The following is a 16,857-nucleotide window of genomic DNA, read 5'->3' as shown; positions in this document are numbered from 1 at the left end:
AAGCAAAAGATAACTTTAAAATATCATTTACGCTATCTTTTTATTGCAATAAAAAAACGATTAGAATTTTTTACTTTTCTAATCACTTTAACTGCCTTTATTTTATTACTTCCAACACAACATTGCTTTTTCTAACTTTGAAAAATTGCAATTTGCTCTTCTTATAATTCCTGTTTTCTTTTGATTTTTGTATATTTTTTCTACCTTTATCAAGATCTTTGTTTTTATTTTTAAACAAAAAGCATATTCTTTTTGAAATAAGTCTTTATATCTGATATCTTCAAGTTCGTTAAAATCAATTCTTTCATAACAATCAGTCGGTACAGGAATCATTTTCTTAATATCCAATATAGATAATATGTGCAATTTTTCTTTATCAGAATAATATTTGTAGATATCTCCATCTATAGTAATACTATTATCGATCACTTCATAAATTAAAAAATGCTCATCAGAAACATTCTTTCATTTTTTGCGTTTTCCTTTGCAGAAGAAATTGGAATAAAATAATTATAATTTTCTATACCAACAATAATTCCAACAAATGGTTTTATACTGTTTCTATACGATGTATTATAATAAACTTCTGAATCTACTTTATTTAGATATTCAAGGTAATCAGAGTTTACAGTATAAAATCCATATTTTATAACTTCTACCATTGTTTTCTCCTAAAAAAACAGAGAGGTTTAATCCTCTCTGCTTGCTTTAATATTTTACCTTTGGGATGTAGGTAGTGATACACCTTCTTTAATGCTCCACCTTTAACGGTAGCGGGACACCATCTTTATCTGATAAGAGTATAACGTATATTTATAGTAATGTCAAATAAGCAAATTTCCTAATGCCTACTCTTTTATCACTTATATTATACCCTATTTCTTTCATAAATCATTCCTTTCTTCATTCCTATAATTATATTCAAGTTTTTATAATCAATTTACTTATAATATTTACATATAGTATTTTTTATTTCTTCTTCAATTTCTTTTAAAAAATTCTCTTTATATTCCTTACCCTTTGCTATATCACTTAATCTCATTTCCCATTTTGCTGTTGTCTTTGGAGATTTAAACTCATCTATAACTATAGTAACTAGGTTTAATCCCTTTCTAGTTGATATTAGGTTTTTCTTTTCTCTTTTTATATAACCTTTGTATATCAAATTTTCTATTATTCCCGCTCTTGTAGCAGGAGTACCAAGTCCTTTTCTCTCAACTTCAACATCCTTAACTAATTCATCATTCCCAGCTATTTCCATTGCTTTTAAGAGTGTGTCTTCAGTGAAGTGTTTAGGTGGATTTGTATACTTTTCTTTTATATCTTTATTTTCAATATATAAAAAATCTCCTATTTTTACATCAGGAAGTTGTATATCTTCTTTCTTCTTTGATTTATATTCTTCTAAATATTTTGTAAATCCTTCTTCAGCAATTATTTTATAAGTGTTTATAAATTCAAACCCGTCAAATTCAGCCACTATCTTTGTTGTATTTTCTACAAGAGGATATCCAAAACTTGCATAGAGTTTATTTGTTATAAGTCTATATACTTTGGCTTCACTTTCCGGGAGATTTGAAATATCCTTATTTAATGAACTTATCGTTGGAATTATTGCATGATGATCTGTAACTTTTTTAGAATTAAAAACTACCTTAATTCTTTCTGTGTCAAAATCATTTTTCCCTATAATATTATTTACAGTGCTTTCTATCATGTCTACTGTCAAATATCTTGAATCTGTTCGTGGATAGGTAATATACTTCTTTTCATACAGGCTTTGGGCATAATCTAGGGTTTGTTTTGCACTGTATCCAAAATACTTATTACATTCTCTTTGAAGTGTTGTTAGATCAAAGGGCAGATTAGGCTTTGTAATCTTTTCTTTTTTAATTACATCGGTTATTTCAATTTTTTCTCCGATTAAATTTTTAAGCTGCTCTGCCACTATCTTGTCATCAATTCTATCTGTCGACAGTGTAAATCCATTCATGGAAATCTCCACTGTATAATATTTTTCTTTTTTAAAACTATTTATCTCATCATCTCTATTCACAATCATTGATAAAGTTGGTGTTTGTACTCTGCCTACACTATAATTTTCATTATATAGACAGGAGTAAAGTCTACTTATGTTCATTCCAACAAGCCAATCAGCTATGGCACGAGCCTTAGCTGAATCAAAAAGATTATCATAGTTACTTCCATCTTTTAAGTTGCTAAATCCTTCTTTTATGGAAGAGTCTTCCATTGAGGAAATCCAAAGACGTTTCATTTTCTTCTTACAATTTACCATCATATATACAAGTCTAAAGATAGCTTCTCCTTCTCTACCAGCATCACAAGCATTAATAATGGTGTCAACTTCATTACTATTCATTAGCCTTTTAAGAATATTAAACTGTTTTTTAGTTGTCTTCGTTACCTCATACTTGTATTCTTTTGGGATAATAGGTAAATCTTCAATTCTCCACTTCTTATATCTTCCATCATACACATCAGGATTTGCCATTTGTACTAAATGCCCAACACACCATGAAACAATGTATCCATTTCCCTCATAATATCCATTATTTCTATTTTTTGCTCCTATAACTTTTGCTATTGATGCTGCAACACTTGGTTTTTCTGCGATTACTAATTTCATTTTTCCTCCTTTAGTTTTTTAATAAAAAAAATGAGAGATTAAATTTTCAATCCCTCATCTTTTTATAGCTCTACTGATTTTTTATTTTTTCTATAATATTTATTCCATTATCTATTACATCTTCAAACTTTATGTCTCTAGCATAAAGATTTTTCTTCGAATAAGAATTCCATCTGTATAAAAAAGCTTGATCCGTTTTTAGCATTCTCATTAAACTTATGATTTTATCTATATCAAATTCCGTTTTTCTATAATCAAAGGTTCTAATACATGCTTCTTTTAATATCTTGGTATCAATTTCTTTATCTTTTAATTTATAAATTATATAAAGATCATAGTAATCCTTACTTCTACTATTTAAAAACCCCCTAGAGTATATTGTTTGAATTTTTTCTGCCACAATTGTTTCAATAGGATAGGCTTTAATTAAAATATCTTCTTGCCCAAAAGCACTTATATATTTATAATCTATGGGATGTGGTGTGATAACATCACCTGTTGCAATATCAAGAGGTACAATTTGTCTTATATTCTCCATCCTACAAAGTATACTTACACGAAACCCTCCATACTGGTCATCTTCCTTGATTGTACTTATTCCATGTACTTTATAGGATATATCATCTGAATGACTTGCTTCTAGTAATTCTTGTATTATTTTTAATACATTTTCTTCTGATAAATGCATATTTCTTAAAAGAAGATCTATATCTACTGTGCTTCTTGAATCTATGCCTACTACATTAGATAAAAGAAAACCTCCTTTAAAAATAAATTTTTCATGATACTTACTCTGTGCTAATTTTTTTAATATGCTTTCCAAAAAATAATATAACATTACTGAATTAAATGGGAGTCCTGATTCTTTACTTATATTATGACAAATGGCGGTTAACTTTGCTTTATTCATATACCACCTCCATAACTTCCCTTACTTTATCTTCTATTCCCATTTTTCTTGCTATTTCATATAGAGAATGTATATCCTTATCCTTATATTTAAAATAGGAACGAATGAGTTTTATATAAACTTCAGTATCCATTTTTTCTTTGTTGGAAATAAAATCACAAAGTATTCTTTCGTAGGAGTAAACATCCACAGTGTTTCCAAACATTGTCTTTTTCTGTATAATTCCTAGATTATAAATAGATTTTTTTACATAATTGATATTAAGTGTATTTTGCTTCTCATTAAATTTATATCCATTGTATACTGTAACATCTATTCTCCATGGAATTTTGTCCGTTACCCCAAGTAGAAACAAAGCTGTCTCATAGGAAAATATCGCCTTTCTATACTGATATTGGAAAAAATAGTACTCATCGAAATCACCATCTTCAATAATATATATTCCTTTTTGAACTCTAAACAATTTTCCCTCTTTTGCTAGTCTACTTAAATATACTGTAGGTATGTTATTCTCTCTGCAATAAGCAGATGTTATAATACCACCTGATTCTTTTAGATGTATTTCAATTTGCTTTCTATAATTCATTATATTCATCCCCTTGTTGTGTTTACACTTATATTATATATTTTTATAAGTGTTTTTGCAACAAGGCTTTGAATTTCTATCCCAATTTGTTTCAAAAATTATCAAGAAATTTCATATCATCAAATTCTTAATTATACAATCAATCATTTATACTTAGCTTTCCTTTTATATTAAGTTTGGGCTGTCGTTTTGTTCGTCTTTTTTTTATTAAAGTTCAAGAATTCTAATTGTACTTTTCTATCGTATGTTTATAAATTTACACGATAATTGAGTTTATTGTTGTCCTTAATCTACTGTTTAAATCATTGAGAAGATTAAAATTCATCTTCATCTGGAATAATTTCTGTATCTTCCTTATCTTCAAGATCATAATCCTCCCCTTCAGATTCATAATCATCTTCTAATTCATTATAATCTTGCTCATCTTCAAAACTTGCTTCTTCATTTTTTTTATAGATTTTGAAGTAATATCCTGCACCCATTACACCAACAATAATTAAACCCATAAATAAATAAAGTCCTATCCCTGATTTCTTTTCTTCTTTCTCCTCTTTCTTCGGTTTTTCCTCCACCGGTTCTTCTTTTTTCACTACTTCTTCTTTTGGCTTTACTTCACTTTCTCCTTCAATCATATTTAGTAGATCTTGTTCTCCAACTTCTGTTAGTAATTGTACATTTTCTTGATTTTCCGAATGATCTACAATGAGGTGCATAGTTTTTCCACTCTTTGTTTGAAAGGTTAAAAATTGTCTAACATCTATTGGATTTTCCTTTTTTTCATCTCTTGATATTTGATCTTCTACTTTCGGTGTAATATCCTGTCCATTTTTATCTACATTTTCTATAACTGTTCCTCTTGCCTTATTTTCTTTTGTAGCTAATGGATTAATTGCTTTAGTATTGCCACCTTTAACAAGTTTGGATGGCTTTTCTTTTTTATCTACTTGCTCATTTTTTATGTTATTTTCTTGTATTTTCGGCACTTCCTGATAAGGAATTTTCTGACTCTCATTAGATGGTTCATATACATCTTCATCAAATAAGCTTTCTAATTCTTTACTTTTTTCTGGCAAATAAATATCATTTGACTGATTTTTTATTTCATTTTCATTGCTCTTAGCTATGGATATGCTTGGCATACTGAATAGTAAAAGGAGTAGCACTAAGGCTACCCCTAATCTTTTTTTCTTCATAATTCTCTCCTTTTCTTACTTTATATTCTTGAAGACATAAACTGCCTTTCTGCTATTATCCCATTCTATACTTTGATCTTTTTCATCTCTTATATCCCCACAGCTTGCATTAAAAGCTTTAGCTATATTGGAAATAGATGCGTGAATTCTTCCATTTATAATTACAGGTTTAGTGTCAGAATGATAAATGTTTCCTTGACTATCTTTCATAACACCAGTATCTATATTTAATCTTAGAGTTTTTTTAGGTAAGGCTGTATTTTCTTTATTTGAAAAAATAGCCTCTCTCTTACTATCATCATATTCTACATTAAACCCAAGAGTATAGGCTGCATATCTAACAGGTAGCATAATGCGATTATCCTTAATATATGCTTTTACATCCATATACACAGTAGTTTTCTTTCCATCTTTTATAATGTTATAGAAGTTTTTGTCTACTTGAAAAACTGCAAATTCTTTTTCATCTTTAACTTGTTTTTTACCTTGTTGTTCCTCTTGCTTTTTCATCTTATTAAGATCAAATTGATTTAGGATATTTTTGTCATCAGCTTTTAAAAGTTCGTCCCACTTTTTGTCTTGAGATTTCTTATCTTCTTTCTTCTCTTTATTTTCTTTTTGAAGTTTTAGAAGTTCATCTAATTTCTTAGATAAGCCTTGGTTTATATTTTTTTCTTTTTCATCTTTAGCTTGCTTTTCAAGTTCTTCTTTAGCTTTTTTATTTGCTTCCTCAATTAACTTCTTGGCTTCTTCAATTTTTTTATCCAATTCTTCTTTTAGCTTTTTAATTTCTTCTTCAGAAGCTTTTTGTTTTTCTTCTAGTCCTTTAATCTTCTCTTCTAATTCTTTTTTTGTATTTTCAGAAGATTCTTTTAAACTATCAATAGCCTTTTGAAGCTCTTCAATTTTCTTAAAGCATTCTGACTTAGAATTTTCTGTTTCTTTCTTTTTAGACTCAAGGTCTTTTATCTTAGTATCTTTTTCATCAAGAGCTTTTTCTAAGTCCTTAATTTTATTGTCTTTATCCTCAATTTCTTTAGTCTTCTTTGCAAGTTCTCCTTCTAAAGACTCGAACTTTTCTTGCATTTCTCTGATTTTATTTTCGTTTTTATCGGTCTTTTCTTTCTCAGCTTCTAACTCCCATTTTGTAGATGAATATTCTTCTTTTAGTTTTGCATTTTCATCTTGTAATCTTTTTAATTCATCTTTAAGCTGAGTAATTTCTGATATTAGTTCATCATTGTTAGAATTTTTAAGTTCCTCAATTTCTTTATTCAATTGAGCAATCTTATTATCTTTATCTCTAATTTCTTCTTCTAACCTAGCCTTTTCTTGTTTTAGTTTCTCTCCGTTATCTTTGCAAGATTCTAACTTTTCCTTTAATTCATCTATCTTTGATTGGTCTTCTTGTTTCTTATCATTTAAGTCTTTAATCTGATTTTCTAAGTCCTTAATGTTTTTAGTTAAATCATCAATCTTATTGTCCTTTTCATCAATATCTTGCCCTGTTAAATCTGTTTGAATATCAATGGAATATTTATTTGGATTGTAAATAGTCATCTTTCCTTGATACATATCATTGTTATAATCAAATTCAAGTTCTACACTATCTACATTCTTATCAAAAACAAACTCTCCATTTTCAAACCTTAATCCATTAGGAATAGATTTGAATCCTTGATTTCCCTTGAAACCAAAATGATTTTCGTAAAATGGATTTTGTTTTGGTCTATACTCAACTTCTTGATTATGGAATACTCCCTTACTGTTAATATTTGGATTGCCTAAAACTTTTATAGTGTGCAATTTATTTCTTGAAAAAGCATACTGTTCAATTGTCTTCACAGACTTCGGTATAGTTATTTCTTGGAGGTTATTTCTTTCAAAAGCATTATGTTCAATATTTACCAAAGTATCAGGTAAAGTCACTTCTCTAAGTCCACAATTGAAAAATGCTAAACCACCAAGATAAGTTAGACTATTTGATAGTTTTACCTCGTCTATACTTGCTTCGTAAAAGGCAGCATAACCTAAATTCTTAACAGAATCAGGAATAATTACTTTATCCCAATGTTTGCCACGTCCAAATTCTCTTTTATATCTAAGTTCATCGTTTGAATGACTTAAAGAATAATTTCCATTTATAGATTTCGTTCCTTCAGGAAATACTAGAATATTTGTCTTCTCTTTCTTTTCTAAGCCTTTATCACTAAAAGCAATTATATTTCCCTCAGAGGAATACATAAAATCATCTTCCGTCCATTCTACCTTAGCATCTGTATTTGCATATACAGGACTTACAGCCACTATATTCACTAGACTTACAAGTAGCATTATCACAGCTAAAATTCCACTGGTTATTTTTTTCATAAATTTTCCTCACTTTCATTTGTATCTTTTCTTTTAAGTTCTTGTCTTTCTCTATTTTCTTCTTCCTTATTTTTTCTAACAATAAATAAAAATTCATCAAGAGATATTTTTCGACTTCGAAATTCCTTGATGACCTCTAAATTTTCTATTTCTTCTTGTTCCTCTACTAATAACTGAAGTTCTATTTCAATTTCTTCTTTTTTCTTTCTTAAATTCTTCTGTTTTTCTATGTTTCTGATTAATTTTTTATTCATAGAATTTTACTCCTTCCCCTTATTTTGGTCTACCAAAGGAATAAAAGTGATTTTTCCAATACCTTGAGTTTATACTGGCATATTGGATAGGATCTCCTGCATGGAGCATCATTCCATTTCCGGCATATATCCCTACGTGAGAAATTGGCGTGCCGGAATTATATGTGCCTTTAAAGAAAATAATATCCCCAGGTTTTGCCTCGCTTGGAGATATTGGATTACAATAGTTTTTATAAATAAGCCAAGCTGTAGTTCTTGGCATTCTCTTTACACCAGACTTTGTAAATGACCAACATACAAAACCTGAACAGTCAAAGTTAGATGGCCCACTTGCTCCAAACACATATCTTTTGCCTATATGTTTTTCTGCTTCATTAAATAAGGCTTTGGCAGTTTCAGAATCAAAAGCAAGACCGGGATTTCCAAAGTTTGGATTGTCTATAATCTCTCCCAAGTTCCCATAGCTTGATCCAAAATATCCACTCATATTTCCCTGACTATCAAGTAATGCTAAATAATGAGCCATATTTGTTTCATAGTTTGCAAATTCTTCTCTTGCTATTTCATCAATACTTTTCTTTTTTATAGTTAATGTTAGAATTCTATAGGTATATGGATTTCCTTCACTGTCATATTTTGTAATAGACTTTGAAGTATATTTTTTCTCATACATTTGATTAAATAGTTTTTTTAATTCCTTTTGTATCTCTTCAGCTGACTTAATCTCTCCATATCTTGCTGTTAAATAGCTAAAAAGCTCGTGTAGATCATGACCAACAGAATCTCCTTTTATATGATATTCATCATAATTTGGATAATTTTCTTTAATACTATCTATTTCATCTTGTAATGCATATTCATAACTTGTAAATTCATTATTAATATCCATTAAAACTTCTTCTTTTGATAGATAGCTTGTAGCTATAACATTACTTGTTAATCCTGAAGTAAGACTGCCAACATTGCTAATTCCTTGAAATAGCATAAAAAAAAGTCCTAAAATACAAAGGGCAATTAAAATTTGCTTATATCCTTTGTTTTTTAAAACTTCCAATGTTTTCTTTCCAATATTAGCGAAAGATTTCTTTATTCTATTTACTAAACCTTCCCCGTGTTTCTTCCTAAAATCTCTCTGAAACTTCTTTTTCATAAAAAATCGATTCAATTTATTAGAGTTTTGATAAGCTTTAGTCTTCTTCAATTCTTCAAAATTTCTTTGAAAGAGTAGTTTACTTTCTTTCTTATAAATTTTTCCTTCTAAAGATTTAATTTTTCTCTGAGTTTTTAAAGGTTTTTTTCTTCTAAGATGACTAATTTCTCTACCTACAACTTCGGTAGTTCTACTAAACTTATAAGCAGCGTTAACGCCTGCATTATCATCTTTCCCACTATATAGATAGTTTGCCGTCATAGCACTCGCAAAAGTAATAGGTTTTTCTAAACCCGCTTTTTTTGACTTTTTCTTATCCTTAATTAACTCTTTTTCTTTTTTATTCTTTTTCTCATATAGTTTTGATATTTTATCTTCCTTTTTATAAAACTTATCTTTTTCACTTTTGTTATCTTTTTTAGAATGGAATTTAGTTTTATTTTTTGTATCTGCCTTATTTTCTTCAGATACATTTTTAGAATCCTGTACTTCTTTTTTTGTCCTGGTGTATTCTTTCTTTGGATCAAAGTTGCTTTTCTTTATCGTATTATCAAAAGCGTCTTTTATTTGTCTTTTCTTTCCCTTGTTTTTATTAGAAATGCCACTATGATTTAAATCAAGTTCGTCTACTTCAAGATTCTCATTTTTTATTACGTTTTTTTCCTGTTTGAAGATTTCTTTTTTCGTGCCTATTTTTTCTTGATTCTTTTTATTTATATTATATTTATCTTTATTTTTTTCAGATTCACTTTTAAATCCTTCAGATAGGCTATCCTGTCTAAATTTCCCACTAGAAACCCTACCCATTAGCATATTTTTTTCTTCTAAATTTCTAACTTTGCCTTTGAAATATTTGCTATTTTGTTTTTTATTAGTATTCAGGTCTTGAATTATTTTTTTATCTTCTTCATTTGCCTTATATGATAGATCTTTTCTTCTAAACTTCCCATTTAAAGATTTTAATTCTGCTTTTTCCCCTTTATCCTTAAACTGACTTTGAGATTGATAAAGTTTTTTAAAGGTGTTTTTTTGAAAGCTTTCTTTCCCTTTCTTACCAAGAATAGAATAATCATCCCAATTTTTTCTTTGCACATCAGAAGATGGTAAATACTTATAGTCATCTCTTGTATCCCTATAGGATACATTGCTATCACTAAAGTTCATGTCATAGCGATCTATGACACCATCATTATCTGAGTCCTGTGATAATGGATCATATGTTGAACTTACCTCTCTATTAAAATTCTTATCTTCTTTTCTAAATCTCCTTATTTTTTTCTCTGGCACATCATTGAAACTTTCACTCTCAACGTTTTTCTTCCATTTTAAATTACTATTCCCCTTGTAATTTTTTTGGGGAGAAGTGCTACTTTTTAAATTAGAGCTAGTTGAATTTGGTCTATCATTAAAATCTTCTTTAAAGTTACTTAGCCTATATTCTCTTTCTTGCCCGTAATATTCACCATATCTACTTTCCTCATTTTCTTTCATTTTTCTATACTGCCGTTGCGTATATTCCGGCTGATATTCATTATAATAGGAGACTTCTGCAAATTTTTCCTCATGGATTTTTCTTTGTCTTCTTTCTCTATTTGACTTTTCTTTTTCTTTGAATAAATCCTGACTATTTTCTTGCAAATGATCTGAGTAATATTTAGAATTTTCAACATTATTGTCTATGTTGTTCCTGCTTTTTACTTTATTTATTTCTTTTTTTGAAAAATCTGATGGTCTCTCTGTATTACTGAATTTTTCATTACTTTCTTCTTTCTTTTCTGATATAAGCTTGGTATTTGGTACATCTCTTGGGTTTACTTTCCCTTTCTTTTTCATATACACCTCCTATTTCATATTTTTCTCAATCCTTTCTTTAGCTATTTGACAGTAATCTTTGTTTATGTCGATTCCAATATATTCTCTGTCCATCCTAATAGCTACCATTCCAACAGTTCCTGAACCCATAAAGGGATCAAGAATCAAGCCTTTTTTAGGACATCCTGCTTTTATACAAAGTTCTACCAGTTTTGGTGGAAATACTGCATAGTGTTTTCCTTTAAATGCACTGGTGTTAATAGTCCAAATATCTCTATTGTTTCTAAACTTAGGGACATTATCTCCTATATATTCTCCATACTCTCTTGCTTCATTTATGCTCTGTCTTTTAGTTCCTGTACCTTCTTGTAAATACTTATTGTTTTTTCCTCTTGCCCTCATATATCTTTTCTTGCTTATTTCTTTTATTGGTTCTTTCATAGCGTCAAAGTTATAGAAATACTTTCTTGCTTTTGATAGTAGGAAGATATGTTCATAAGACCTTGATGGTCTATCTCTACAAGACTCAGGCATGGCATTTTCCTTATGCCAAATAATATCGCTTCGTAAATACCAACCGTCCTCTCTTAATTTTAAAGCTAGTTGCCAAGGTATCCCCATTAAGTCTTTTGCCTTGTAGCCACTGAGTTTTTCTGTAATAGACTCTTTTTGACCACTTCTTCCTTCTATGTTTTTAGGATCTTTATATTCTTTTTTGCTTCTTGTCCCTGCATAAGAATCTCCAATAACTACCCAAAGTGTTCCTTCTTTTTTTAATACTCTTTTTACTTCTCTAAAGACTTCAATTAATTTATTTAAATATTCCTCCGGACTTTCTTCTCTTCCAATTTGTCCTTCTGCTTTATAATCTCTAAGTCCATAATATGGAGGAGATGTAATACAGCAATCAAATGTTTTATCTGGAAATTCCTTTAGAGCAGAAATTGCATCTAAATTAATAATATAGTTAGTTTTTAACTTCTCTCTGTCTATCAATTTCTATCCCTTCCTTTAATTCTTCTGGTTTAGTTGTCATTAACTTATACAATTTTGTATCTTTAGGAAATCTATCTACAAAAGGTACTATTGTGTTTCCATAGAATAGTAATCCCTCTCCCTCATTGGAATTTGTGACGTAGGATAACTGATAAAGAGATATATTTAACTTGTTAGCTAAAATTTCCCTATCACCACTAGCTTGATTAAGCATTAAGATAAAATCTGTATTATCAAATATATTTTCTATTTCGGGACTGGCTAAAAGGTCCTTTACATTTTGTGTTAATCCTGTTGGAATCCCGCCCCATTTTCTAAATCTCTTCCAAATTTCTATGGAATATGAGGCTGTTTGTTCTTCTCTTAAAAGCAAATGGAATTCGTCACAGTAATATCTGGTTTCCTTCTTATTTCTATTAATAGTTACTCTATTCCACACTTGATCTTGAACAATTAACATACCTATTTTTCTAAGTTGCTTTCCTAATTCCTTAATGTCATAACAAAGAATTCTATTGCCTGTATCTACATTAGTCCTATGGTTAAATACATTAAGACTACCTTTGACATAAATTTCCATTTCTACCGCTAATTTTTTCCCTACCTTTTCTTCTTGTTTTAAAAGTAAATTATATAAATCTTCTAAAATTGGCATATTTTCAGGAATGGGATTGTCGAAGTAATCCTTATATAATATCGGAAGACATCTATCAATTACTGAAGTTTCTTCTGCACTTAATCCTTCCTTTCCTACTACAAGTTCAAACAGTGAAAGAATAAAGTCAGACTTTAAAGATAAGGGATTGTCTTCATCGGCATAGTCTACATTTATATCCAACGGGTTTATATAATCCTTACTTGTTGGCGATATTTTTATAACTTCTCCACCTAGTGCCTTAGTTAAATTTCCATACTCACCTTCAGGATCACAGATAATGATGTCATCTTGTGTAATTAAAAAAGCATTGGTAATTTCTCTTTTAGCCGAAAAAGATTTACCACTACCAGGCGTTCCAAGTATTAAACCGTTTGGATTCTTTAAAAGCTTTCTATCTGTCATAATGATGTTACGACTTAAAGCATTTAATCCGTAGTATAAGCTCTCTCCTTCTAAGCACAACTCTTCTGTTGTAAAAGGAATAAAGACTGCTGTAGAGCTAGTTGTAAGTCCTCTTTTTATTTCGATTTCATTTTTCCCAAGTGGTAGGGAGGAAATTAGTCCTTGTTCCTGTCTATAGTTAAGATTTTTCAATACACAATTATGCCTACCTGCTATTGAATTTAGTTGAAAGATTATATTACTCAATTTCTTTCTACTTTTTTCCATATTTGTAAACAAAATAGTTATGACAAACATTCTCTCATTATGATTTTGAAGTTCTACCAATAGTTTCTTAGCATCATTACCATAGGTAATTAAATCGCTTGGAAGAATATCAATATCATATCCTGATCTTATAGCCTTCTTATTTTCTTCAATTTTCATTTTATCCAAGTCCGTTATTTTTCTTTTAATCATCTTTATAGCTTCTGTTTGATCAATGGAATTTATATGAAATGTTACAATCATATTTTCTTCAACCCCTAAAAATTCTGATAATAATCTATCTGATAATTCAGGTGCTAGAATTTGCAGAAAGTTTACTTCTCCAAAGTATTCTCCAATTTTAAATTGATTGTGAGATGAAAAGTTAAATGATGCTGGTACTATATAATCCTTAGTAGATAGTCCACTATATTTTAGGTCTTCAAAGGAAAAAACAAAATTCTTATTCGGATTTAATATATCGTGAATAACCTTTAACCTTTCATATCCACTTAATACATAAGCTTTTACTCCCATCTGCTTAAAGTTATTTAATATATCCATTTCCATTCTTTCAAGTCTTGTAGTTGCCTCTTTTGAATCTTGTGCTTGTAAGCTAAAGGTGATATACATATATTTAGTAAGTCCATTATTTCCTTTTTGACTCTGATTTTTTAGCATTTCCCTGTACTCTTTTCGTATTTCATTATATGAATCGTTTCTATCCGGAACATTGATGTTTTTTTCTACTTCTTCATTTTTTCCTATGCGATTAATATATGAAAGTTCTATATCAACACTTGGATCAAAATAGTTTAAAAAACTTGAAAATTCATTAAATATACTTTCCTTATCTTCCTCTGTTGAAAGCTGGTAGTTAATATCTAAAAAACGAATCATTTTATTAAATTTGTTCTTCTCAACTTGGCAAATCCCATTTCTCAACATTCTTAAATAAGGGATTGTTTCCTGAACGCTCTTTTTCTTCTTCCCACCAAAAAAGGAAAGCTTCTTTTTGGGCTTTCCTTTTTCTTTAGAAATATTTGATTTTTTCATCTTTTTTTGACTTATACTAATGCTTTTTAAATCTTCTTTTTGTTTTTTTAAATTTCTTTTTTCTTGATTTAATTTTTTCTGTTGCTTTTTCTGTATTTGATTCATTTACTCCTTTCCTTTCTTTGTTTCTTTATATCATAAATACATTCTGTCTTGTATATCCTTATACTTGTCTGTCTTTTCTTATCTATAATATACTTTAAATATTTTTCAAAATAAATCCCGTCCTTTTCATAAAGAGTTGCAAATATTATAGGAAAAGACACACCTATCATAATTAACATAGATAGGTCATTAGGAAGCACTTTTTTTACCATTAAATATACTGGAAAGCCTATTAGACCTGCAATTGTAAAGCCAATTAATTGTCTTTTTGTTAGATTTAGAGCTACCTTTGTTTTTACTTTTGTTAAGTCCTTTGGGACATTTACATAAGCCATTATTCTAACCCCTCTAAGTAAAATCCATATATATCTTCTCTGTTCAGATCTTCTAATAATTTTCCCATATTCACTGCTATTTCTAAGACTTTTTCATTCGTTTCTTCTCTATTATCTAAAACTTCCAATGTTTTTCTTATAATCATTCTATTTTGTATTTCTCTTGTAATATATCCCCCTATTAAAAGTATTGGGAGTCCTATTGTTCCAAGTGTTTTAAAATTAATTTTTTTGTCCTTTTTTCTTCTAATTTTCATCATCTTCTCCTTTTTTATTAATGAGCATTTAAAATTGATTTTGCAATACTTCCTGATTTCATCATAGTTATACCAAGTATTAAGGTGTATCCTAGTAATTCAAAAATACTTTTGTGTATGTCTGATATATTTAAAGTCTTAACAAGTACGGCATAAATTCCTACGCATATAAGTAGGAATAAACCTTGCAAACCAAGTGCGAAGAGCCCTCTTATATAGTTTGTTCCAATACTTCCCCATTCTTTATTACCCATTGTGGCAAAAGGTATGGCGCAAACTGAAGTATAAATATATATTTCTATCATCCTGCCATATAGAATAACTGTAATTAGTATTGATATCCCTTGAATTATCATCTTTACAATTGCTGTCTCTAATACTATAGTCATTAATTTTCCTATTGACTCTCCTTTTAGGCTATCTACCATATTAGCTATATCACCTGGAGAAACTTTTGCACTAGCATTTGCCACACCTGCTGCCTTTCCTATTAAATTCTGTGCCACATCAAATACTGCCATAGAAAAGTCAAAAGCATGAGATACAAGCCATACTGCTATCCACATTTTTATCATATATTTAAAAAAATCAAATGTATCTGTGTCATGCATATTATTTTTGTTCATTACCATTTGAATTAATTCAATACATAGTACAGCCGTTATGATAAGACCTGCTATGGGAAGTATAACATTTTCTGAAATAGACTTTATGAAGTGGAAAACCTCCGAGTTCCATCCACTCGGAGTCTTTCCTACCTCATTTGCTATCGTTGATACTTTGTCATTTATATCAAGGAGCATTCCGCTTAAATTTTCCTTGATCATATCAATAAGTATCTCCGAAAAAAACTCTTTGATCTTATCTACTATATTAAACATTTTATTTTAACACGTTTGCTAATAGCGGTATTAGTTTTAAACCTATGAGTACAATTCCCCCTCCAGCCATAAGCTGCTTTATGCCTAATTAGAGATTGTAAAATACTTGTAGTGTGTCTGTATTTCCTATGAAATTGTAGTAAATATCAATTGTTTGGGTGATTTCTCCATTCACTACTTCTTTTTCGTGAACATAGATTTTTGAGATGAGTTCGTTTAAGGTTTCTTTGTCCAGCTTCTTTATATCCCTATATTTTTTTATGAGTTCAATCCATTTTTTGACATTAATATCTTCAAGATTTTCTTTAACAATCAATTTTTGATTATCTTCTATTCTTTGGTTTAGATAGTCTTGTTCGTTTTGTGATTTTTCAAGAATTTTTTGGAAGTTACTTTCACTTATCTTGTTATCGAGCCAGTCATCATATAGTTTTTCAATCTTTTTAGTTAAGTCTTCTACTCTTATCTGATCTTCGTAAATCTTATCCATAATAAATTTTTGTTCTTCTTCATTATCAACTTCTCGTGATTTTTCAAGTGCTTTTATGATTTCTTTTTCATCTTTTAATGCTATTTCTGCATTTTTCCTAATATCTTTAAGCACTATCTCATAAAGAGTATCGTAATAAATTCTATGTTGACTACATAATGATTTTCCATATCTTCTATAAGTGTTACAAGTGAGTAACTTTTCTCTTTTTTTCGATTTGTTTCTTCCAAGATTTAAAGATTTTCCACAATCAGGACATTTCACAATTCCTGCAAATATACTTTCTTCTCCATTTTTAAATGGTCTTCTCCTGCTCTTTAATTTTTCATTTGCTATATTATAAATATCTTCAGAAATAATTGGTTCGTGTGTATTTTCTACTATTATCCATTCCTCTTTAGGTTTATCGGATAACCAACCTACTTTGAATTTATAATTAACTTTTTGACTAGCAATATGACCAATATAAACTGGGTTTTCAATAATTTCTTTTAGGGTTGTGCAGTCCC

The 16,857-nt window shown here is 29.2% G+C and carries 13 protein-coding genes and 2 pseudogenes; all 15 read right to left on the bottom strand.

The window, feature by feature from the left end:
• Positions 1 to 105: 105 nt before the first annotated feature.
• Positions 106 to 662: pseudogene (locus NH288_RS11355) on the bottom strand (type III toxin-antitoxin system ToxN/AbiQ family toxin).
• Between the two features lie 278 nt (positions 663 to 940).
• Complete coding sequence (locus NH288_RS09985) at positions 941 to 2,647, bottom strand: DNA topoisomerase 3 (RefSeq protein ID WP_265215060.1); 1,707 nt, start codon at positions 2,645 to 2,647, stop codon at positions 941 to 943.
• A 70-nt stretch (positions 2,648 to 2,717) separates the two neighbouring features.
• Positions 2,718 to 3,557: a nucleotidyl transferase AbiEii/AbiGii toxin family protein gene (locus tag NH288_RS09980; RefSeq protein ID WP_072469617.1), complete on the bottom strand. Its 840-nt coding sequence runs from the start codon at positions 3,555 to 3,557 to the stop codon at positions 2,718 to 2,720.
• Entirely contained in the window at positions 3,550 to 4,143 is a 594-nt protein-coding gene (locus NH288_RS09975) for a type IV toxin-antitoxin system AbiEi family antitoxin domain-containing protein (protein WP_265215059.1), read from the bottom strand. Before NH288_RS09975 ends, NH288_RS09980 begins: the two co-directional genes overlap by 8 nt.
• 314 nt (positions 4,144 to 4,457) lie before the next feature.
• Complete coding sequence (locus NH288_RS09970; protein ID WP_265215057.1) at positions 4,458 to 5,336, bottom strand: DUF4366 domain-containing protein; 879 nt, start codon at positions 5,334 to 5,336, stop codon at positions 4,458 to 4,460.
• Between the two features lie 15 nt (positions 5,337 to 5,351).
• The gene (locus NH288_RS09965; RefSeq protein ID WP_265215055.1) at positions 5,352 to 7,706 is read right to left on the bottom strand and encodes a leucine-rich repeat protein; all 2,355 of its coding nucleotides are present in this window, start codon (positions 7,704 to 7,706) and stop codon (positions 5,352 to 5,354) included.
• Positions 7,703 to 7,960 (bottom strand): hypothetical protein, encoded by a 258-nt coding sequence (locus NH288_RS09960; protein ID WP_001035536.1) that lies wholly within the window; start codon positions 7,958 to 7,960, stop codon positions 7,703 to 7,705. Before NH288_RS09960 ends, NH288_RS09965 begins: the two co-directional genes overlap by 4 nt.
• Positions 7,961 to 7,979: 19 nt before the next feature.
• Positions 7,980 to 10,943 (bottom strand): C40 family peptidase, encoded by a 2,964-nt coding sequence (locus NH288_RS09955; protein ID WP_265215053.1) that lies wholly within the window; start codon positions 10,941 to 10,943, stop codon positions 7,980 to 7,982.
• Between the two features lie 9 nt (positions 10,944 to 10,952).
• Positions 10,953 to 11,918 (bottom strand): DNA-methyltransferase, encoded by a 966-nt coding sequence (locus NH288_RS09950; RefSeq protein WP_265215051.1) that lies wholly within the window; start codon positions 11,916 to 11,918, stop codon positions 10,953 to 10,955.
• Positions 11,890 to 14,385: a VirB4-like conjugal transfer ATPase, CD1110 family gene (locus NH288_RS09945; protein WP_265215048.1), complete on the bottom strand. Its 2,496-nt coding sequence runs from the start codon at positions 14,383 to 14,385 to the stop codon at positions 11,890 to 11,892. Before NH288_RS09945 ends, NH288_RS09950 begins: the two co-directional genes overlap by 29 nt.
• Entirely contained in the window at positions 14,382 to 14,720 is a 339-nt protein-coding gene (locus tag NH288_RS09940) for a PrgI family protein (RefSeq protein WP_002838958.1), read from the bottom strand. Before NH288_RS09940 ends, NH288_RS09945 begins: the two co-directional genes overlap by 4 nt.
• Complete coding sequence (locus tag NH288_RS09935; protein WP_110058578.1) at positions 14,720 to 14,977, bottom strand: hypothetical protein; 258 nt, start codon at positions 14,975 to 14,977, stop codon at positions 14,720 to 14,722. The genes NH288_RS09940 and NH288_RS09935 overlap by 1 nt, the downstream gene beginning before the upstream one ends.
• Before the next feature lie 17 nt (positions 14,978 to 14,994).
• Positions 14,995 to 15,858 carry a VirB6/TrbL-like conjugal transfer protein, CD1112 family gene (locus NH288_RS09930; RefSeq protein ID WP_025194490.1) on the bottom strand — a complete coding sequence of 288 codons (864 nt, stop codon included), beginning with the start codon at positions 15,856 to 15,858 and terminating at the stop codon, positions 14,995 to 14,997.
• Between the two features lies 1 nt (position 15,859).
• Positions 15,860 to 15,943: pseudogene (locus NH288_RS09925) on the bottom strand (Maff2 family mobile element protein); the annotation flags it as partial.
• A gap of 3 nt (positions 15,944 to 15,946) precedes the next feature.
• Positions 15,947 to 16,857: DUF4368 domain-containing protein (locus NH288_RS09920; RefSeq protein WP_265215040.1), on the bottom strand; the 911-nt coding region annotated here is incomplete at its 5' end.

Origin of the sequence: Anaerococcus sp. NML200537 (genome assembly GCF_026131715.1) — a bacterium.
Lineage (GTDB): Bacteria > Bacillota > Clostridia > Tissierellales > Peptoniphilaceae > Anaerococcus > Anaerococcus kampingae.
This window is presented reverse-complemented; position numbering and strand designations above follow the sequence as displayed.

What these genes read in the sequence shown, in the direction of transcription:
- NH288_RS09985 (WP_265215060.1), bottom strand. Translation starts at nt 2,647, where the DNA reads ATGAAATTAGTAATCGCAGAAAAACCAAGTGTTGCAGCATCAATAGCA.
- NH288_RS09980 (WP_072469617.1), bottom strand. Translation starts at nt 3,557, where the DNA reads ATGAATAAAGCAAAGTTAACCGCCATTTGTCATAATATAAGTAAAGAA.
- NH288_RS09975 (WP_265215059.1), bottom strand. Translation starts at nt 4,143, where the DNA reads ATGAATTATAGAAAGCAAATTGAAATACATCTAAAAGAATCAGGTGGT.
- NH288_RS09970 (WP_265215057.1), bottom strand. Translation starts at nt 5,336, where the DNA reads ATGAAGAAAAAAAGATTAGGGGTAGCCTTAGTGCTACTCCTTTTACTA.
- NH288_RS09965 (WP_265215055.1), bottom strand. Translation starts at nt 7,706, where the DNA reads ATGAAAAAAATAACCAGTGGAATTTTAGCTGTGATAATGCTACTTGTA.
- NH288_RS09960 (WP_001035536.1), bottom strand. Translation starts at nt 7,960, where the DNA reads ATGAATAAAAAATTAATCAGAAACATAGAAAAACAGAAGAATTTAAGA.
- NH288_RS09955 (WP_265215053.1), bottom strand. Translation starts at nt 10,943, where the DNA reads ATGAAAAAGAAAGGGAAAGTAAACCCAAGAGATGTACCAAATACCAAG.
- NH288_RS09945 (WP_265215048.1), bottom strand. Translation starts at nt 14,385, where the DNA reads ATGAATCAAATACAGAAAAAGCAACAGAAAAAATTAAATCAAGAAAAA.
- NH288_RS09940 (WP_002838958.1), bottom strand. Translation starts at nt 14,720, where the DNA reads ATGGCTTATGTAAATGTCCCAAAGGACTTAACAAAAGTAAAAACAAAG.
- NH288_RS09935 (WP_110058578.1), bottom strand. Translation starts at nt 14,977, where the DNA reads ATGAAAATTAGAAGAAAAAAGGACAAAAAAATTAATTTTAAAACACTT.
- NH288_RS09930 (WP_025194490.1), bottom strand. Translation starts at nt 15,858, where the DNA reads ATGTTTAATATAGTAGATAAGATCAAAGAGTTTTTTTCGGAGATACTT.